19 protein-coding genes are annotated in these 19,163 nt (G+C 50.4%); 9 read left to right on the plus strand and 10 right to left on the minus strand.

What is annotated here, in order from left to right; all coding sequences use genetic code 11:
* Nucleotides 1-1,065, plus strand: coding sequence for a cell division protein ZipA C-terminal FtsZ-binding domain-containing protein (locus tag ACM5Q9_RS00875; RefSeq protein ID WP_418142851.1), 1,065 nt, complete (start codon nt 1-3; stop codon nt 1,063-1,065).
* 15 nt (nt 1,066-1,080) lie between these two features.
* Complete coding sequence (gene ligA, locus ACM5Q9_RS00880; protein ID WP_418142852.1) at nt 1,081-3,123, plus strand: NAD-dependent DNA ligase LigA; 2,043 nt, start codon at nt 1,081-1,083, stop codon at nt 3,121-3,123.
* Between the two features lie 178 nt (nt 3,124-3,301).
* Here ligA and ACM5Q9_RS00885 read toward each other — a convergent pair whose 3' ends face one another.
* Genes ACM5Q9_RS00885 through msrB form a run of 4 tightly spaced genes read right to left on the minus strand, consistent with a single transcriptional unit; the run spans nt 3,302 to nt 5,314 of the window.
* A complete protein-coding gene (locus ACM5Q9_RS00885) occupies nt 3,302-4,093 on the minus strand; it encodes a foldase protein PrsA (protein ID WP_418142853.1) in 792 nt (263 codons plus the stop codon).
* Between the two features lie 17 nt (nt 4,094-4,110).
* Nucleotides 4,111-4,371: a BolA family protein gene (locus tag ACM5Q9_RS00890; RefSeq protein ID WP_418142854.1), complete on the minus strand. Its 261-nt coding sequence runs from the start codon at nt 4,369-4,371 to the stop codon at nt 4,111-4,113.
* A gap of 8 nt (nt 4,372-4,379) precedes the next feature.
* Nucleotides 4,380-4,925 carry a septation protein A gene (locus ACM5Q9_RS00895; RefSeq protein ID WP_418142855.1) on the minus strand — a complete coding sequence of 182 codons (546 nt, stop codon included), beginning with the start codon at nt 4,923-4,925 and terminating at the stop codon, nt 4,380-4,382.
* A complete protein-coding gene (msrB, locus tag ACM5Q9_RS00900; protein WP_418142856.1) occupies nt 4,922-5,314 on the minus strand; it encodes a peptide-methionine (R)-S-oxide reductase MsrB in 393 nt (130 codons plus the stop codon). Before msrB ends, ACM5Q9_RS00895 begins: the two co-directional genes overlap by 4 nt.
* Nucleotides 5,315-5,581: 267 nt before the next feature.
* On the opposite strand from msrB, the gene ACM5Q9_RS00905 reads away from it, so the two are divergent.
* The 4 genes from ACM5Q9_RS00905 to ACM5Q9_RS00920 all read left to right on the plus strand — a co-directional run bounded on the left by ACM5Q9_RS00905 (nt 5,582) and on the right by ACM5Q9_RS00920 (nt 10,488).
* Complete coding sequence (locus ACM5Q9_RS00905) at nt 5,582-6,757, plus strand: ABC transporter substrate-binding protein (protein WP_418142857.1); 1,176 nt, start codon at nt 5,582-5,584, stop codon at nt 6,755-6,757.
* Between the two features lie 119 nt (nt 6,758-6,876).
* The gene (locus ACM5Q9_RS00910; RefSeq protein ID WP_418142858.1) at nt 6,877-7,917 is read left to right on the plus strand and encodes a branched-chain amino acid ABC transporter permease; all 1,041 of its coding nucleotides are present in this window, start codon (nt 6,877-6,879) and stop codon (nt 7,915-7,917) included.
* A gap of 4 nt (nt 7,918-7,921) precedes the next feature.
* On the plus strand, nt 7,922-9,745 hold the full coding sequence (locus ACM5Q9_RS00915; RefSeq protein ID WP_418142859.1) for an ABC transporter permease subunit: 1,824 nt from the start codon (nt 7,922-7,924) through the stop codon (nt 9,743-9,745).
* Nucleotides 9,742-10,488, plus strand: coding sequence for an ABC transporter ATP-binding protein (locus tag ACM5Q9_RS00920; RefSeq protein WP_418142860.1), 747 nt, complete (start codon nt 9,742-9,744; stop codon nt 10,486-10,488). Before ACM5Q9_RS00915 ends, ACM5Q9_RS00920 begins: the two co-directional genes overlap by 4 nt.
* Nucleotides 10,489-10,502: 14 nt before the next feature.
* On the opposite strand, the gene nth is transcribed toward ACM5Q9_RS00920, so the two are convergent.
* The 5 genes from nth to fdxA all read right to left on the minus strand — a co-directional run bounded on the left by nth (nt 10,503) and on the right by fdxA (nt 14,421).
* Nucleotides 10,503-11,141 carry an endonuclease III gene (gene nth / locus ACM5Q9_RS00925; protein ID WP_418142861.1) on the minus strand — a complete coding sequence of 213 codons (639 nt, stop codon included), beginning with the start codon at nt 11,139-11,141 and terminating at the stop codon, nt 10,503-10,505.
* Between the two features lie 12 nt (nt 11,142-11,153).
* Nucleotides 11,154-11,834, minus strand: coding sequence for an electron transport complex subunit RsxB (rsxB, locus tag ACM5Q9_RS00930; protein ID WP_418142862.1), 681 nt, complete (start codon nt 11,832-11,834; stop codon nt 11,154-11,156).
* A 56-nt stretch (nt 11,835-11,890) separates the two neighbouring features.
* Complete coding sequence (locus tag ACM5Q9_RS00935; RefSeq protein WP_418142863.1) at nt 11,891-13,123, minus strand: polyhydroxyalkanoate depolymerase; 1,233 nt, start codon at nt 13,121-13,123, stop codon at nt 11,891-11,893.
* A 180-nt stretch (nt 13,124-13,303) separates the two neighbouring features.
* The gene (locus tag ACM5Q9_RS00940; RefSeq protein ID WP_418142864.1) at nt 13,304-14,074 is read right to left on the minus strand and encodes a ferredoxin--NADP reductase; all 771 of its coding nucleotides are present in this window, start codon (nt 14,072-14,074) and stop codon (nt 13,304-13,306) included.
* 23 nt (nt 14,075-14,097) lie between these two features.
* Nucleotides 14,098-14,421, minus strand: a complete 324-nt coding sequence (gene fdxA / locus ACM5Q9_RS00945) for a ferredoxin FdxA (protein ID WP_302890775.1) — start codon at nt 14,419-14,421, stop codon at nt 14,098-14,100.
* Nucleotides 14,422-14,534: 113 nt separating this feature from the next.
* Here fdxA and pncB point away from each other — a divergent pair, with 113 nt between their 5' ends.
* On the plus strand, nt 14,535-15,710 hold the full coding sequence (gene pncB / locus ACM5Q9_RS00950; protein ID WP_418143142.1) for a nicotinate phosphoribosyltransferase: 1,176 nt from the start codon (nt 14,535-14,537) through the stop codon (nt 15,708-15,710).
* Between the two features lie 40 nt (nt 15,711-15,750).
* Nucleotides 15,751-16,101 carry a RidA family protein gene (locus tag ACM5Q9_RS00955; RefSeq protein WP_418142865.1) on the plus strand — a complete coding sequence of 117 codons (351 nt, stop codon included), beginning with the start codon at nt 15,751-15,753 and terminating at the stop codon, nt 16,099-16,101.
* Nucleotides 16,102-16,266: 165 nt separating this feature from the next.
* Here the strand turns inward: ACM5Q9_RS00955 and ACM5Q9_RS00960 are convergent, their stop codons facing one another.
* Nucleotides 16,267-16,770 (minus strand): flavodoxin family protein, encoded by a 504-nt coding sequence (locus tag ACM5Q9_RS00960; protein ID WP_418142866.1) that lies wholly within the window; start codon nt 16,768-16,770, stop codon nt 16,267-16,269.
* Nucleotides 16,771-16,827: 57 nt separating this feature from the next.
* Between ACM5Q9_RS00960 and ACM5Q9_RS00965 the strand changes: the two genes are divergently transcribed.
* Complete coding sequence (locus ACM5Q9_RS00965; protein WP_418142867.1) at nt 16,828-19,143, plus strand: RelA/SpoT family protein; 2,316 nt, start codon at nt 16,828-16,830, stop codon at nt 19,141-19,143.
* Nucleotides 19,144-19,163: the final 20 nt, after the last annotated feature.

The raw sequence follows: 19,163 nt of genomic DNA on the forward strand, positions 1-19,163 counted from the left end.
ATGAGTAATTTGCAGCTAAGTCTGATCGCACTTGGTGTTGTACTTATTTTATTGGTGTTGCTGTTCAATTGGTGGCAAGAACAGCGCATCCAGAAAAAAATGCGCAGCAGGTTCCCTGAACCTGAACAGGACCCTTTGTTAAGTGCAGAGCCAATCCAGACCCATAACGGGTCTTTGCGTGAAGAGCCAGCCTTTGGCCTGCCAGACGAAGACCCATCCCTTGAGCCGGAAATTGCGGTTGCCTCTATCAGGCAGGCGCACGACGAGGAAACCGTTGACGAGGTATGTGAAGGGGTGATCGACCTGCATTTTGCCGCTGCGGTGCCCGGTGCCCGGTTGCTTGCACAAATTCAGCCTTATCGCCAGGCCGGTACCAAATCCATCCGTTATTTTGCTGAAACCGCTGACGGCTACCATCGTTACCGCTTGCATCCCAATGAATCCTATACCTCACTGCAAATGGCCGTGGTATTGGCCAATCGCCAAGGTGCACTGAATGAAATCGAATGGTCCCAGGCCCTGGTCATGGCAGACAAGCTAGCCCATGTTTTTGATGCCAGTACCGAAAGTCCCGATGCCGATGCCCTGCTTAAACGTGCCCAGTCACTTGACGAATTGTGTGCCAACCTGGATGCGCAGGTTGGCCTGACCTTGAGGCTTGATGGCACCCAGCCGGTGGCGGCCATTATCGATATTGCCCGTCGCATGAGTTTTGTTGAATATGGCAATGATTTTGCCTGGTGCAATGAAGATGGCATACCCCGTTTCCTGTTGTTGCTGGGTAACGAGCCAGGCCAGATCGTTCGCTCTGCTGGCGTTGATCAAGTAGGCCTGCTACTTGATGTTCCGCGCAGTCCTGCCGATGAACATGCCTTTGGTCGCATGCTGGCAGTGGCCAAAGAGTTGGCGGTTGCTTTAAAAGCCCAGCTGGTCGATGACTCGGGGCGTCCCGTCATGGATGGCGCGGAAGTTGCCATCGATAACAAACTTGTTGAGCTTTATGAAGAACTGGATAAACAGGGCATCCCTGCCGGTTCAAGTCGTGCCTTGCTGGTGTTTTCCTGATAATTGAAGTAAAAGATGACCTTAACGCATGACCCTGAAGCGCTGGCTCTAGAAGCGCTTCGCAATGAAATCAGAAAACACGATCAGGCTTACTATGTGCAGGACGCACCGCTTATTTCCGATGCGGAATACGATGCGCTCATGCAGGCACTGCAAAAACTCGAAGCGGCTCATCCCGAATGGATTACCCCCGATTCACCTACCCAAAGGGTGGGCGGTGCACCGTTGCCTTTTTTTGCCAGTATCCGTCATGCCGTGCCTATGTTGTCCTTGGGCAATGCCTTTGAAGAGCCGGATATCTCGGCGTTTGACAAACGGGTCGCCGATGGCCTGCGCGATGCAGGCTTGTTGGGCCTGGCTGATGAAGTTGAATACAACTGTGAATTAAAGCTTGATGGCTTGGCCATTGGCATCCGCTATGAAAATGGCCTGCTGGTCCATGCTGCTACCCGCGGAGATGGCCAGACCGGTGAAGACGTCACCAGCAATATCCGTACCATTGCTTCGGTGCCTTTGCGTTTGCACGCTGAAAACGTGCCGGCCGTATTTGAAATTCGTGGCGAGGTATTAATGAATCGCCAGGATTTTTTAAAGCTTAACCAGCAACAGGATGCCCGAGGCGAAAAAGTGTTCGTGAATCCGCGTAATGCGGCTGCCGGCAGTTTGCGCCAACTCGATCCGCGCATTACCGCCAAACGGCCGCTGCGGTTTTTTGCCTATGGTTGGGGAGAAATCTCCGGAGAAACAGGCACGTTGCCACAGACACATGCTGAAATGCTCGCCTGGTTTGGACAACTAGGTTTTCCGCTGGCGCAAGAGCGCAAGGTGGTAAAGGGTGTGCAGGGTATGCTGGAATTTTATCGCCATGTCAGCAATGTGCGTGCCGGCCTTCCTTATGAAATTGATGGTGTGGTTTACAAGGTCAACCAGCTCGCTTCCCAACAGGCGCTGGGATTTGTTTCCCGGGCACCAAGATTTGCCATTGCGCACAAGTTTCCTGCCGAAGAAGTCAGTACCAAACTGCTTGATATCGAAGTGCAGGTGGGGCGTACGGGCGCCATTACACCGGTCGCACGTTTGCAACCGGTATTTGTAGGGGGGGTCACAGTCACCAATGCCACCTTGCACAATGAAGATGAGATCCGGCGCAAAGATGTGCGTATTGGTGATATGGTTATTGTGCGCCGTGCCGGAGACGTGATTCCTGAAGTGGTTCGCCCATTACCCGAGTTGCGTCCGGCCGATGCCCGTGAGTTTGTCATGCTAACGAGTTGTCCGGTTTGTGGTTCAGCAATCGAACGTCTGCCTGATGAAGCGGTTTCACGCTGCAGTGGAGGCTTGTTTTGTGCCGCCCAGCGCAAGCAGAGTTTTTTGCATGCAGCCAGTCGCAAGGCCCTGGATATTGAAGGCCTGGGTGAAAAAATCATCGACCAGCTGGTTGATCAGGGATGGGTTCATTCCCTGGCGGATTTGTATCGCCTGTCTGTAGAAAAGGTCATGGGCCTTGAGCGAATGGGACGTAAATCGGCTGAAAACCTTGTCAATGCCGTAGAGAAAAGCAAGCAGGTTGAGCTTTCACGCTTGATTTATGCACTCGGCATACGCCATGTGGGCGAAACTACTGCACGGGATCTTGCTACTTATTTTGGCAGCATGGCTGCGCTCATGCAGGCCAGCGAAGAAGAGTTGCTCAAGGTACCTGAAGTGGGACCGGTTGTTTCAGGTTCAATTCGCCGGTTCTTTGCCGAGCAGCATAATCAGGCAGTGATTGCCGATTTATTGGAAGTTGGCTTGCAACCCAAACAGGTTGAAGTAAAGCGGAATGATACCTTGGCTGGCAAAACCTTTGTCCTTACCGGGACCTTGCCGACCTGGTCACGTGACGAAGCCGGTAAACTGATTATGGAGGCAGGAGGCAAAGTAAGCGGTTCGGTTTCCAAAAAAACCAGTTACGTGGTAGCCGGTGATGACGCTGGCAGCAAGCTTGAAAAGGCCCGTCAATTGGGTGTAAACGTGATTGATGAAGACCAGTTAAGGCAAATGCTGGGCCTGTCCTGATTGCTTGATGGTGCTTGACTCTCGTTCCCACGCTCTAAACTTTTCCTTGTGCTCACGTTCTTGCGTGGTTTCTTTGTGCTTCCTCGTGGGTACGAGTAGATAAAAAAACACCCCTGAAAGCAGAACCGCTATCAGGGGTGTGGTAAATACCGGAAATAACAGGCCTTTTATATTAGGCTTATTTTTTCTCGGTGATTTCAACCTTGGCACTGTCACGCAGTGATTTCATGTGCTTTTGCAGGGCTTGCTGGCTTAGCATTTGCTGGATTTGTGGTTTCACTTCTTCCAGTTTAGGGGCTTGGGCGGCACGTTCGTCTTCAACCTGAATGATATGCCAGCCAAATTGTGATTTGACGGGTTTGGCAAGCAGTTCGCCTTTTTTGGCGGATTTTACAGCATTGGCGAATTCTGGTACGTAGTTTTCGGCAGGTGCCCAGCCCAGATCACCACCGTCTTTGCCACTGCCAGAGTCAATGGATTCTTTTTTGGCGACATCGGCAAATTTGGCTTTCTTGTTTTTGATGCTTTTCAGCAGTTTATTCGCTGCGGTTTCATCTTTAACCAGAATATGTTTGACTTTATATTCTTTCTTGTTGGCATTTTCCTTGACGATATCATCGTAGATTTTTTGGATTTCAGCATCAGAAATCTGGTTTTTCTGGCTCCATTCCTGCAGTAAAGAGGCAATCAGGATTTCCTGTTTGGCATTGTTCAGGGCAAGGGCAACTTCATCTTTTTTGTCAATGCCGGCTTTTTCGGCCGCCTGTACCAGCACGGAACGATTGATGAGCTCTTCGGTTAGTTGCTTGCGGAACTCGGGGGTATCCTGGGCACCACGGGCAACCAGTGCCTTGACGGTGTTGTTAAGTTCAGCCTCGGTAATGGCTTGGCCATTAACTGTTGCAACGTTCTGTGCAAAAGCAGGCAAGGCAACCGCGCAGGTTGCGGCAAGTAACATAAAACGTTTCATAACTTTCCTTTTGTAGGTCAAATAGTAGTTTGCGTTTGAATGGCAAGCGCGTGGATTGGAAATGGAATCAGGTCATCAAGCGCCTCATAAACCAGTCTTTGCCGGGCAACCCGGCTTAAACCGTTGAAAAGGGCGGACTGGATGATAACCGTATAATGGCCGGCACCGTTTTTGCTGCCCGCATGCCCGGCATGCAAATGTGAATCGTCAATCACTTGCAATTTGAGGGGTGAAAGCGCGGAGAGCCTTTCTTCAATTAATTTAATGCGATCTGACATAAGCAGGTTCAGTTCTCGGGAAGATCAATATAGCGGCTTATCCATAAGGACTGGCCAATGGCAAAGATGACAAGAAGAATGGTCATGCCAAACACTTTGAAGGTGGCCCATTGGTCCAGGGTGAAGTACCCTGAAAAGGCTACGAACAGGTTGATGGCGCCTGCAATAATGAAAAAGCCTGACCAGCTGTAATTAAGCTTGTCCCAGACATGATTTTCCATGTTCATTTGGGCGCCAAGCAGTTTTTGGATGAGGTTTTTTCTGAAGAAAATTTTACCGCCCAGCAGGATAGCTGCAAACATCCAGTAAAGGACAGTCGGTTTCCATTTGACGAAGGCTTCGTTCTGGAAATAAATCGTAGCACCGCCAAATACGACGATAATAATCACATTCATCCAGTTGGTGGCTTCGATCGGTTTTTTACGAAGCTTGAGCCAGATGATTTGCGCTACACTTGCTGCAATGGCGGCCCAGGTAGCCACGTAAATATCGGCGATCTTGAAAGCGACAAAAAACAGGACAAGCGGAAAAAAATCAAACAGGAATTTTTTCATTCAGTAGGTTCAAAACGTAGTGAAAGGGAGTTAATGCAATAACGCAATCCTGTAGGTGGCGGCCCATCGGGAAAAACATGGCCTAAATGGGAATCGCAGATATTGCACAGGATTTCGGTGCGAACCATGCCGTGGCTGGTATCGCTTTCTTCTCTGACATGATCGGGGTTGATTGGTTCAAAATAACTTGGCCAGCCACATCCTGCATCAAATTTTGTGTCTGAGGAAAATAGCGGGGTGCCACAACCGACGCAATGGTAAATGCCTGTGGTAAAGGTATTCCAGTAGCGCCCGGTAAAAGCGCGTTCGGTGCCTTTTTGGCGGGTTACGTAATATTCTTCAGGGCTAAGTTCCTGTTGCCATTGCGCATCTGGTTTGATGATTTTCACTGTTCACCTGTTCTGGAGAATGAAACGTACAATTTTAAATCAAATGAGTATTATGTGTTTTATTTCCCTGGGTAAGTTTGTTTTTTTGTTACACATTGTGCTGGAACAGGGAAAAAGTGCGCTATAGGCTCATTTCAAGACACTATGTTAGCGTAAAACGTGCTTGTACGGTGTTTTGCCGGCTGACAAATGGTAAGATTCACGTTTGCCTTTTGTTACCTGCGGTTTTTACTACCTGATTATTGTGTCCATGGAGACAAATTAAAAATGAAGCTTGCCAAATTAACCTCTTTAAGTATGATGCTTGCCACCGCGTTTGTGGGTACTGCGATGGCGCAAAATGTTGTCAATGTCGGCGTGTCCGTTTCCGCCACTGGCCCTGCGGCCTCTTTGGGAATTCCTGAAAAAAACACGGTAGAGGTGATCCCTGCCGAGGTGGATGGGGTCAAGGTGAATTATGTTGTTTATGATGATGCAACAGACACCACGCAAGCCGTAAAAAACATGCGCAAGCTGATCAGTGAAAACAATATTGATGTCATGATTGGCAGCTCGGCGACTCCGGGTTCTTTGGCCATGGTGGATGTAGCCGCCGAGAACAAAGTACCGGTTATCAGCCTGGCAGGTAATGCCGTGGTGGTTGAGCCTCAGGAAGGAGCCAAGAAGTGGGCTTTCAAAACGCCTCAAAACGATTTCCTCATGGCACAGGCCCTGGCTGATGCGATGAAAAAGGCCAACGTCAAAACCCTGGGCGTTATTGGTTTTGCCGATGCATACGGCCAAAGCTGGCTGAATGAAGTGAAAAATGTCCTGAAAGACACTGATATCAAGATTGTTGCCGAAGAAAGCTATAATCGTCCTGATACCAGCGTGACCGGCCAGGTGCTTAAGTTGCTTGCCACCAAGCCTGATGCTGTGCTGGTAGCGACTGCTGGCACACCGGGGGCATTGCCACAACGCGAACTCAAGCAACGTGGCTATAAAGGCCAAATCTATCATACTCACGGTTCTGCCAATAGCGATTTCCTGCGCGTATGCGCCAAGGCATGTGAGGGACTGGTATTGCCGGTTGGTCCATTGCTGGTGGCCGAACAGTTAAGCGATAGCAATCCACTCAAGACAGAAGGCCTGTCGTATATCGAAAGCTATGAAAATAAATTCGGCAAGGATTCCGTCAGCGTGTTCGGCGGCCATATGTGGGATGCCGGTGCCCTGATTAATGCGGCTATTCCCAAGGCGCTTGCCAGTGGAGCCAAGCCTGGTACGGAAGCTTTTCGTGTTGCCATGCGTGATGCCCTTGAAAACACCACCAACGTTAAAGGCGTGCATGGTATTTTCAACATGACGCCCGACAACCACACCGGTCTTGATGAACGCTCTCGCGTGCTGGTCAAGGTTGTTGATGGCAAGTGGGTTTATGCCCCCGAGCTGGGTTCTGAATAAGCCAGCCCGGCCAGTGCCCTAAACAACCCGGTGGCCCGTCCTGACAAACAGGCGGGCCATTGTGGCAAATGCGCTGGCATGATTATTGTTCAAAATATCAAAAAGAGAAAAAGCAGAAGATGGATTGGTCTATTGCCAAAATACTCATGCAGGACGGTTTGGTTACCGGGGTGATTTACGCCCTGATGGCCGTTTCGTTGGTGCTTGTATTTGTTGTTACCCGCATTATTTTTATTGCGCAAGGTGAGTTCGTTACGTTTGGTGCGCTGACTTTTGCGATTATGGCTGATGGCGGCAAGCCCGGAACTATTTGGCTGTTGCCCATGTTTGGCGCGGTTTTGTTCCTGAAAGAACTGTATTTTGTCTACAAAGGCAAAGACAGGAAAACCCTGCTGAAATCCTTGGGGGTTTTTATCATCTACCCGCTGTTTTTACTGTGGGCGGTGCCGGTTGTTCTGGCAACCGATCCCTCGTTATGGGTCAAGGCTTTTCTCACTCTGCTTTTGGTGGTGCCATTGGGCCCCATGCTTTATCGCATTGCCTATGAGCCGGTTGCCGAGCATTCGGTACTTACCCTGTTGATTGTATCGATTGCCGTGCATTATGCGCTGGTAGGCCTGGGGCTGGTGTTTTTTGGCGCCGAAGGTTGGCTGGTTTCCGAGCCTTTCTTTGACGGTTCGGTTGACATCGCCTCTTTGACCTGGTCATACCAAAGCCTGTTTGTTATTGGCATGACGGTGGCTATTATTGCCGCCCTGTGGTTGTTTTTTGGCAAAACCCTGTATGGCCGGGCCTTGCGTGCAACCGCTGTTAACCGCCGGGGTGCCCGTCTGGTCGGCATCGGCACTTCAATGTCGGGTCACCTTACTTTCTTTCTAACCGCGCTGGTCGGGGTGTTGTCTGGCATCATGATTGTGTCATTCATTACCATTACCTACGAAACTGGTTTCATGATTGGCCTTAAAGGTTTTGTGGGGGCCATTATTGGTGGCCTGGTCAGTTATCCGTTGGCGGCTTTTGGTGCCATCGGTATTGGTCTCATCGAGGCATTCACTACATTCTGGGCAAGTGATTACAAAGAGGTTATTGTCTTTGGTATTGTTATTCCTGTTCTGCTGTTACGCGCCCTTTTAGTCAAGCACGAAGAGGATGAAGAATAATAAAATGAAACGTTTATTTCTAGCACTTTTTGTCATTTTTCTGGTGGTCTTGCCGGTTTTCCCGGGTACGCCCGAGTTCTGGATTAACCAGATGAACTCTATTGGTATTGCCAGCCTGGTTGTATTGGGACTGGTGGTACTTACCGGCGTGGGTGGGCTGACTTCCTTTGGTCAGGCTGCGTTTGTCGGGATTGGCGCTTACGCAACTGCCTATCTGTCAACCACGGCGGGGTATTCTCCGTGGGTGGGTTTGTTGGCGGCCCTGGTCTTAACGTTCATCGTGTCATATATCCTGGGCCAAATCACCTTAAGCCTGTCAGGGCATTACTTACCGCTTAGCACGATTGCGGTTTGCCTGGTTTTTTATTATCTGTATGGCAACCTGGGTTTTCTGGGGCGTCACGATGGTATTCCCGGTATTCCGCCTATTGAAATCTTCGGTTTTTCCCTGCTCAAGGCCAAACATATTTATTTCCTGATCTGGGCGTGTGTGCTGTTGGCTGTCTGGTTCAGCATAAACCTGCTCGATTCCCGTCCTGGACGGGCCATCCGTTCGTTAAAAAGCGGGGCGGGCATGGCCGAATCATTTGGCGTGCATACCAAATACTATAAAGTCGTGGCTTTTGTGTACGCAGGGGTGCTGGCCGGGCTGGCTGGCTGGCTTTACGCCCACGAGCAGCGTGCGGTAAGCCCCAGCACGTTTGGTATCAATTACGGCATTGAATATTTGTTCATGGCGGTTATTGGCGGTTCAGCCAGTATCTGGGGGGCGGTTTTTGGTTCCACGCTTATCCTGACCATGAAAGACCAAATCCAGGATATCGTTCCGCTGCTGTTAAATACCTCGGCCAACTTTGAAATGGTGGTGTTTGGTATCTTGATGGTGTTGATCTTGCACCATGCCCGTGAAGGCCTCTGGCCCATATTGGTTAATTTTGTTGGCAAACTTACCGGAAAGCAGCTGGTTAAGCCCAAACCGGTACCCGAGGCTTCTTCATCCTTGCCCCGGCGCAGCAGGCCGGAACATGGTGAAATCATTCTGGAAGTTGACCGTATCCGCAAAGAGTTTGGCGGACTGGTGGCTGTCAACGATATCAGCTTCAAGATCCAGGCAGGGCAAATCATGGGCCTTATCGGCCCCAATGGTGCCGGCAAAAGCACAACCTTCAACCTGATTACCGGAGTGCATTCGCTAACCAGTGGTTCGGTGCGCTTTATGGGGCAGGAAATCGGTTCTCTGTCATCACGCAAAATTGCCGCACTGGGTGTGGGCCGTACTTTTCAGCATGTGCAGTTGCTGCCTACCATGAGCGTTCTTGAAAACGTTGCCCTGGGTGCGCATCTGCGGGCCAAGACCGGTATTGTGCAAAGCCTGTTGCACCTTGAGCGTGATAGCGAAGCGCAAATGCTGCAAGAAGCCAAGAAACAGCTCGAGCGGGTCGGACTGGGTGATTACCTGCACGAGCAGGCAGGCAACCTGTCTTTGGGCCAGCAACGGATTGTGGAAATTGCCCGTGCGCTTGCGCTTGATCCAACCCTGTTGCTGCTTGATGAGCCTGCGGCCGGTTTGCGCTACAAGGAAAAGCAGGAGCTGGCCAGTGTGTTGTCCGGCTTGCGTGATGAAGGCATGAGCATTTTGCTGGTGGAACACGATATGGATTTTGTGATGCGCCTTACCAATCATTTGGTGGTCATGGACTTTGGGACCCGAATTGCGGAGGGCACCCCTGAGCAGATTCAGGTTAATCCGGTTGTGCTGGAAGCCTATTTGGGCGGTGTAGATGACGATCTGGGTATTTCCATTGACGCAAAGGGTGCAAAGGCATGAGTATCTTACTGGAAACAAAAAACCTGTGTGCACAGTATGGCAAGGTGCTGGCTGTGCAAAATATCAACCTTACTGTTAAGAGTGGCCAGGTGGTCACGGTTATTGGTGCCAATGGGGCGGGTAAATCAACCTTGCTCAATTCCATCATGGGCGCTTTGCCGGTTCCGGGTTCGGCCCATGGTGAAGTTGTTTACCAGGGGCAGGATGTCAGTCGCCTGATTGTTGAAGACCGGGTGGCCAATGGCCTGTGCCTGGTCCCTGAAAAACGCGAGCTGTTTTCCAGCATGCCGGTAGAGGATAATCTGTTGTTGGGTGGTTTTCGCCGTTATCGTGCCCGTGAGAAAAACTGGAAAAACACGCTGGATGAAGTCTACGAGCTGTTTCCACGCCTGAAAGAGCGACGCATGCAAAATGCCGGGACCTTGTCGGGCGGAGAGCGGCAGATGCTGGCGGTAGGCCGTGCCTTGATGGGCAAACCTAAGGTGCTAATGCTGGATGAGCCCAGCCTGGGTCTTGCTCCCTTGGTGGTGCGTGAGGTTTTTCATATTATCCTGCGCCTTCGTGAAAGCGGTGTATCTATTTTGCTGGTAGAGCAAAATGCCCGTGCCGCTTTGCAGGTAGCCGATTACGGTTATGTGCTTGAAATGGGTGAAGTCCGTCTGGAAGGCAAGGCTTCAGAGCTGGCCCATAACCCCCGGGTTATTGAAAGTTACCTGGGTTTTGGCAAGCAGGACAAGGAATAATTGTTCAGGGCGTTTCAGGACGCCTTGGTTTTATCCTTGTAATCGCAAATGTCCGCAATGTCACATTGCGGACATTTTGGTTTTCGGGCCAGGCATACATAGCGGCCATGCAATATCAGCCAGTGATGTGCATCAAGCAAATATTCCTTGGGTACCAGCCGTAGCAGTTTTTTTTCCACTTCCAGCACATTCTTGCCCGGTGCAATGCCGGTGCGGTTTGATACCCGGAATATATGGGTATCAACCGCCATGGCAGGCTGGCCGAAAGCGGTGTTAAGCACCACGTTTGCGGTTTTTCGGCCGACGCCGGGCAGGGCTTCGAGCGCCTCACGGTTGTCGGGTACCTGGCCCTTATATTGGGTCTGCAGGATTTCGCAGGTTGCGAGGGCGTTTTTAGCCTTGGTTTTGTACAGGCCAATGGTGCGGATGGCTTCGGTAAATTTTTCCAGTCCCATATCCAGGATGTCCTGAGGGGTTTTGCAAGTGTCAAAAAACTTGCGGGTGGCAATGTTTACCGCTTTATCGGTGGCTTGTGCCGACAATAGCACCGCAATCAGCAATTGAAAATTGTTTTCGTATTCCAGTTCGGTGGTGGGCTTGGGATTGGCTGCCTTGAAACGGGCAAAAATCTCTTTTCTTTTTTCGGCGTTCATGGTTTTCAAAGGCTAGGCTTTTTTCACGCTTTGCAGGCGTCGTTCGCGGGCCCGCTGCAACGCCAGGGCAATGGCTTCTTTCTTGAGTTGTTCAGCGGTTTTTTCATTGGTCGGTGCCTGGACAGGTTCAGGCAGGCTGGCCAACGCTTCTGAGTGGGTGGCGGTTTGAATCGAGTGCTGGTTAAGGCGGGCCTCTTCCTGCAGGCTTTGCCTGTGCAGGCGTTCGGCACGTCGCTCATGGCGATCGCGGGCGGCATTGGCATCTTCAATTGTCCAGGAGCGGTTGGCATTAACCATGCTGATGCAATCAACCGGACAGGGGGCAACGCATAAATCGCAACCCGTGCATAATTGCGGGTCTACCGTATGCATGAATTTGTTGGCGCCAATAATGGCATCAACCGGACAGGCCCGAATACACAGCGTACAGCCAATACAGTGGGCTTCATCTATCACCGCCACTTGCAAGGGGGTTTCAGTGCCACATTCGGGGTCTAGCGGCAATACGGGTACCTGTAACAGATCGGCCAGTTGCTGAATGCCCTGGGTGCCACCAGGCGGGCAGCGGTTGATATTGGCCTCTTGTTGAACCAGTGCCTGTGCATAAGGTTTGCAGCCATCGTAGCCGCATTTGGTGCACTGGGTTTGCGGCAGGATGGCATCAATTTTTTGAAGTAGGGATTTGCTTGTCATAGGTAAAAATAAAAAAGGCCTGTTGCTTGAACAGGCCTCTTCATTTTAACCGGAATTCAGTCCCGGTCGACGTTATTGATGAATTCTTTCACTTCAGGAAAAATTCTGGTACGCCATTTGGTGCCTGAAAAAATACCGTAGTGCCCACAGCCAGGTGCCTGCAGGTGGTATTTGTCGGCTTTGGGTATATTGCCGCACAGTTCATGAGCCACGCGGGTTTGCCCATGGCCGGTAATGTCGTCCAGTTCACCCTCAACGGTCATGAGCCTGACATTGCGGATGTGGTCGGGATCTACCCTTACGCCACGAACATCCCAAAGACCACGCGGTAGCAAGTGCTCCTGGAAAACGACCCGAATGGTATCCAGATAGTATTCAGCCGGCATATCCAGCACCGCATTGTATTCGTCGTAGAATTTGCGGTGGCTATTGGCTTCCATCTCGTTGCCTTTCATGAGGTTAAGATAGTAGTCGTAGTGGGATTGCATGTGCTTGTCGGGGTTCATGGAAACAAAACCGGCGTGCTGTAAAAAGCCCGGATACACCTTGCGACCTACGCCCGGATAACGGGAAGGCACAATATGAATCAATTGGTTTTCAAACCATGAGTAGGGCTTGGTGCTGGCCAGGCCGTTAACTTCCGTGGGTGAGTAGCGCGTATCCAGTGGTCCGCCCATCATGATCATACTTTTGGGCATAACGGCTTCATTGTTGCCAGCCATTAAGGAAATGGCGGCAAGTACCGGCACTGTGGGCTGGCAGACTGACATGACGTGCACGTCTGGTCCGAGACTGCGGATGAATGCCTGGACATACTCCACATAATCATCAAGATGGAAGGGGCCTTCAGCCATGGAAATCATGCGGGCATCAATCCAGTCGGTCACATAGACATCGAACGCGCTTAGCATGGTGCGTACCGTATCGCGCAACAAGGTGGCATGGTGCCCTGACAGCGGAGCGACAATCAATACCTTCGGACAGGGTTCCGTATTCGGTTCAAGCTCACGGACAAAGTGAACCAGATTGCAAAAAGGCTTGCTTTGTGCAATTTCAGTATGAACCGCTACTTCACGGTCTTCGATAATGACAGAATTGATGTCCCATCCGGGTTTTTCATAATCCTTGCCCAAGCGGTGTATCAGTTCAAGGCCGGCCGATATCTGCTTTGAATTGGGAATATAAGAGTAAGGGCTGTAAGGATTGGAAAACAGTTGAGAACCTATGTTCGTGAAAGCCGAAATAGGCGCCAGTATGGAGCGGGTCAATTCATGAAATTGGTACAGCATAATCTCACTTCCTTGTTGTTGTTTTGCACAAAAATTACTGGTGCACGCTTAAAGTCTAGCACCAGTAATTTGGATATAACATCAGGTAATGTGAATTTTCTCTTAAAACAGACAAAAGTTAGGGAAATTACTATTTTGTTACTATTCATAAATGGGTTGATAGCAACAAAAAATGAATTATTACCAGTAATTTTCAACGGCAAGATTGCCCGGAATGCCACGTCTTCCCGCTGCAAAACCTTTTTCGGCCAGTATTTTTCTGGCTTCGGACAGCATGTCGGGATTGCCGCACAGCATGATTCTTGATGTTTCCGGATCCAGTTTCAGACCACTTAACTGTTCAAGTTTTCCATTGCTGATAAGGTTGGTCAGGCGTTCCTGCGGGTGGTTTTTATATGCCTCCCGCGTAGGCAGTGGCAGGTAAACAAAACGCTCGCCAAACTGTTGTTGCCATTTGAGAATTTCTTTCTGGTAAGTCAGCTCTTCGCAGGTACGAACGCCATGGGCCAGGATGATTTTGTCAAAACGGGCCCAGGTGGCCGGGGTGTTGAGTATGGAGATATAAGCCGAGAGGCCAGTGCCTGTAGCGAGCAGCCACAAGTCGCCACCTTGCGGGAAACGGTCTATGGTCAGGAAACCGAAGGCGGTCTTGTCGATATAAACCGGATCACCGGTTTTAAGGCCGGCCAGTCGTGGGCTGAACTCTCCTTCAGGAACCACAATGGAATAAAAAGACAGAAAATCATCCTCCGGGGTGCTGACCATGGAATAGGCACGCCAGATAGAGGGCTCTGCAGCGGGATCATCGCTGGCGGGCAGTCCAAGTCGGGCAAACTGTCCCGGTTCAAACTGGAAGGCACTATCACGGGTGGTGGTAATCGAAAACAGTTTGCCGGGAACCCATTCAGTGATGCCGGTTACTGTTTCACGGGTATATTTCTGGTCAGTCATATTTTCCTGTTTTGTTCAGTCAGCTATTTTTCCAGATACTGGAGCTTGTCGGGTACGTTATTCCATTCATCGGCATCGTCCAGCGGTTTTTTGGAGCGGCTGATGGTTGGGAATTCGGGACTCAGGTCAGCGTTGATCTTGATAAAATGGATCTGGTCCTGTGGTACATCCTCTTCGGCAAAAATTGCATTGGCAGGACATTCCGGAATACAGACGGCACAGTCAATACACTCGTCGGGATCAATCACCAGGAAGTTGGGACCTTCCTTGAAGCAGTCAACAGGACATACATCGACACAATCTGTATATTTGCATTTAATACAGTTTTCGGTAACAACGTGAGTCATTTAAAACTCCAATAAACGACATTAAAAGGGTGATTTTACCTAATCTTGAAATACTTGGCGTTCAAAACCCTAATAGCTGTGATAAGGTTATGAAAAAATTTACTGTGACCGACATGATTATCACCTCGCTATTAGATACTGATTTATATAAATTCACCATGATGCAGGTCGTGTTGCATCAATTTCCGGGCGCCCAGGTAGAGTACCGTTTCAAGTGTCGCTCAAAGGGCGTGAACCTGCGTCCTTACATTAATGAAATACGCGAGGAAATTCATCACCTGTGCCAATTGCGCTTTACCGAGGATGAATTGGGTTATTTGCGTAACATGCGGTTCATCAAAAGCGATTTTGTCGATTTCCTGGGCCTGTTCCACTTGCCTGAAAAATGCATTGAAGTGGGCGAGGGCCCCGAAGAAGGGGAAATCACCATCGAGGCAAAAGGTCCCTGGCTGCATACGATTTTATTTGAAATCCCGGTGCTGGCTATTGTGAATGAGGTGTATTTTCGCAATGAGCATAAAAACCTTGACTGGAATGAAGGCAGGCGCCGCCTGAGCGAAAAAATCGAACTGGTCAATGCGGCGACAGACCTGAAAAGTTTCAAGATATCCGAGTACGGTACGCGCCGGCGCTTTTCCAAAGCCTGGCATCACGAAGTGGTCAAGACCCTGAAAGAAAAAATGGGGAATCATTTTGTGGGTACCAGTAACGTTTTCATGGCCAAAGAGTACAACACCACTCCCTTGGGTACCATGGGCCATGAATACCTGCAGGCTTGCCAGGCATTGGGGCCGCGCCTGCGTGACTCCCAAGTATTTGCCCTTGAAATGTGGGCCAAGGAATATCGTGGCGACCTGGGCATTGCTTTGTCCGATGTCTACGGCTTGAATGCGTTCCTGCGCGATTTTGATATGTATTTTTGCAAGCTCTTTGATGGAGCCCGCCATGACTCTGGCGACCCGCTTGAATGGGGTGAACGCGTGCTGGCCCATTACCGGGCTAACCGGGTGGACCCGATCAGCAAGACCCTGGTTTTTTCCAATAACCTTAATTTTCCCACTGCCATGGAAATCGCGCGGCGGTTCCAGGGGCGTTGCAAGGTATCTTTCGGCATTGGCACCAATTTAACTAACGATATGGGTGTGCCAGCCTTGCAGGTCGTCATGAAAATGGTCCGCTGCAATGGTCAGCCGGTCGCCAAGGTTTCTGATGAACCCGAAAAAACCATGTGCGATGACCCGGCCTATCTTTCTTATTTGCGTCATGTTTTTGATTTGCCCAAGGCATGATTTTTGAAATCGGTATTAACCACAAACAACTGGAAATAATATGAGTGATATCAAACGTACCAACGTCGGTCCACGCTTGTCGGATATGGCTGTTTATAATGGCGTTGCCTACCTGGCAGGGCAGGTTCCCACCGATGCTTCACTGGATATGGAAGGCCAAACCGCCCAGGTGCTGGCCACCATCGACGACTTGCTTGCGCAGGCCGGTACCAGTAAAGAAAGAATTTTAATGGCACAAATTTATGTGACCAACATGGCTGAATTCCCTGCCATGAATAAAGCATGGGATCAATGGGTTTCCAAAGAAAATGCACCACCCCGTGCAACAGTGGAAGCCCGCTTGGCCAATCCCGATTTCAAGGTTGAAATTGTTGTGACGGCGGCAGTATAAGCCTTCCTGCATGACAGCGGAATTATCATTCAGCTTTGCTCCGACGCCGCTTCGCGCCGAAGTCGCTGCACCTGAACGATAATTCCGCTTTTTGACTCGTTCCCATGTTTCGCGTGGTAATGCATACTGAGAGGGGGCACTTTACTCCTGTGTAGGCTGCGTATTTCAAAGCCATGCATAAAGCGTGCTTCCCACTTCCGCTGCCTTGGCCAGCTGTTCGGCAGTCAAGGTCTTGGGTGCCAGGATTTCTTCTTTGGTCTGGCTGGCAGTGTTCAATATAATGGGTTTCACTTTTTCGTTAAGGCGCCAGCCCGTGCAAATGCGTTGCAGTTGGCGCAAGGCGCCTTGCCCGTCAGAGCCAGCGGTAATAATGGCACTGTAGGGTCTGCCTTCAATGTTACCCAGTAAATCATAATAAAAACGGTCAAAAAATTCTTTCATGGCGCCACTTAAGCTGGCCAGGTTTTCGGGGGCGCAGAACAGGTAGGCATCTGCCTGTAAAAGCACATCCAGAGTTGTTTCATTGGCGTGTAACATGATGATTTCATCGGATTGCCCCAGTTCCTGGCGAATTTTACAGGCACTCTCGTAGGCAGCCTGTGCCGCCTGTCTGGCGGCATGGGTGCGTGAGTGCCAGATGATTAACAACGTTTTTGTATTTGCGTCCATAGTTTCGGCCTGTACAATACGGTATGTCCCGTTTGATTTCTTATTTTATTTTTAACCATGATTCACATGATACCCGATAGCGAAAATAAAAACGCCCTTGATGAAGTGTGGCTTGAGTCGGTGTCTGAAGACCTTGGGCCCGATGACAGGAAAATGCTTGAAAAAGCGGTGGATTGGGCTTTGCACGCCATGGAGGGAAAGGTTCTGGAAACCGGGGAACCGGCCCTTAAGCATGCCGCCGGGGTGGTCAGGATTTTATCCTTGTTGCAGGTGGATGCCACTACCATGGTGTCTGGCCTGATTGCCGCCATGCCAGCAAAACAGGAAAACGAGTCGGAAAAAAACTATAAAAATGAAATCATTAGTTATTTTGGGCTTGAAGTATTTAACTTGGTACAGGGTTCGCGGGAGCTGGTTAAAATAGGCGCGGTGGCACGCAATGCAGGTGCTGCCAGCCAAGAGGGCGGCAATAGTGGCAACCAGCAGGAAATGTTGCGGAAAATGCTGCTGGCCATGGCGACAGACTTGCGGATTGTATTGGTGCGCTTGGCTTCGCGTTTGCAAACCTTGCGCTGGTTTGCCGAAACCAAAAAACCTTGTCCGGAAGATATTTCCATTGAAACCCGCGATGTGTATGCGCCGTTGGCTAATCGCCTGGGGATCTGGCAGATAAAATGGGAAATGGAAGACCTTTCATTCCGGTTTCTCGAGCCCGAGGTGTACAAGGATATTGCCAAAAAACTGGAAAGCCGCCGGGTAGAGCGTGAGAGCCTTGTGGCGGCCACTGTCAATGACATTCGCGATTCGTTGCAGGAAATGGGCATCAAGGCGGATGTTGCCGGGCGTGCCAAGCACATTTACAGCATTTATAACAAAATGCGCAATAAAAAACTTGATTTCGACCAGTTGTACGATTTGCAGGCTTTGCGCATTATTGTGGATACAGAACGGGATTGTTATACCGCCCTGTCATTGGTGCATGCCAAGTGGACACCGGTCATGGATGAATACGATGATTACATTGCCAATCCCAAACCCAACGGTTACCGTTCGCTTCACACGGTGGTCATGGGTGATGACGGCCGCGCTTTTGAAGTCCAGATTCGTACCATGCAAATGCACCAGTTTGCCGAGTATGGCATGGCGGCGCATTGGCGCTACAAAGAGGCCGGAGTAAAAGGCGGTCAGGTGGCCGCTTCCAGCCTGTATGACCGCCAGGTTTCCTGGATGCGCCAGTTGCTCTCATGGCGCAAAGAGGTGGGCCTTACCGAAAAAGAAGAAAAGAAAGCCACCGAAGAAAATAGTGCAAATCAGCCAGAGCTGGCCCTTAAAAAAGCCGAATTGCAGAAAACCGGCGAACAGCTGCAGCAGATGAAAGATCAAAGGCATGAGCGTATTTACGTACTAACACCCCAGGCAAGGGTGATAGAGCTGGCCGAAGATAGCACGCCCGTTGATTTTGCCTATCATCTGCATACAGACTTGGGGCACCGCTGCCGGGGTGCCAAAGTTGACGGACAGATGGTGGCGCTCAACACCAAGCTGAAAACCGGCCAGACGGTAGAAATTATTGCAGCCAAATCGGGAGGCCCTTCCCGTGACTGGCTTAATCCGCAATTGGGCTATCTGGCCAGCCCACGGGCCCGGGCCAAGGTACGTCTGTGGTTTAATGCGATTGAATTGCAAAAACGCATTACCAGCGGACAAGAGCAGGTTGAGAAAGAATTGCAGCGTCTGGGCAAGACGGCAGTCAATCAGGAACAGTTGGCCGAAAAACTGGGTTTTGCCCGCGCCGATGACCTTTATGTAGCGGTGTCCAAGGATGAGTTCAGCTTGCGATCCATCGCCTCGGCTTTTGCCGAGCCGTCATCTGAAGCTGGCACCGAGGACAAAATCCTGGTGGCGCGCCAGACCGACTCCCGTCATTCCGGCAAAAGCGGTGTGCTGGTGGTGGGGGTTGATTCCCTTATGACCCAGTTGGCCCGTTGTTGCCATCCGGCACCACCTGACGCCATCGAGGGCTTTGTAACCCGTGGCCGGGGGGTATCCATCCATCGACAGGATTGCGCTGCATTTGCCGTCTTGAAGCATAAAAATCCCGAGCGGGTGATTGACGTTACCTGGGGAAATACCGAGGATGCGGTATATCCGGTAAATATTGCCGTGCATGCCCAGGATCGCAATGGATTGCTGCGGGATGTCTCGGAGGCTTTTTCCAAACTCAAGCTCAAGGTGGTGGGCGTCAACACGCAAAGTAAGCGTTCTTTGGCGCACATGCACTTTACCATCGAGATCCAGAATGGTGACCAATTGTCCCGGGCTTTACAGGCCTTATTGGAAATCCCGGGGGTAATGTCTGCGTCCCGCTGCTAAATCCAGTAAAATGGCTGTTA

The organism is Advenella sp. RU8 (assembly GCF_048381675.1).
Lineage (GTDB): Bacteria > Pseudomonadota > Gammaproteobacteria > Burkholderiales > Burkholderiaceae_B > Advenella.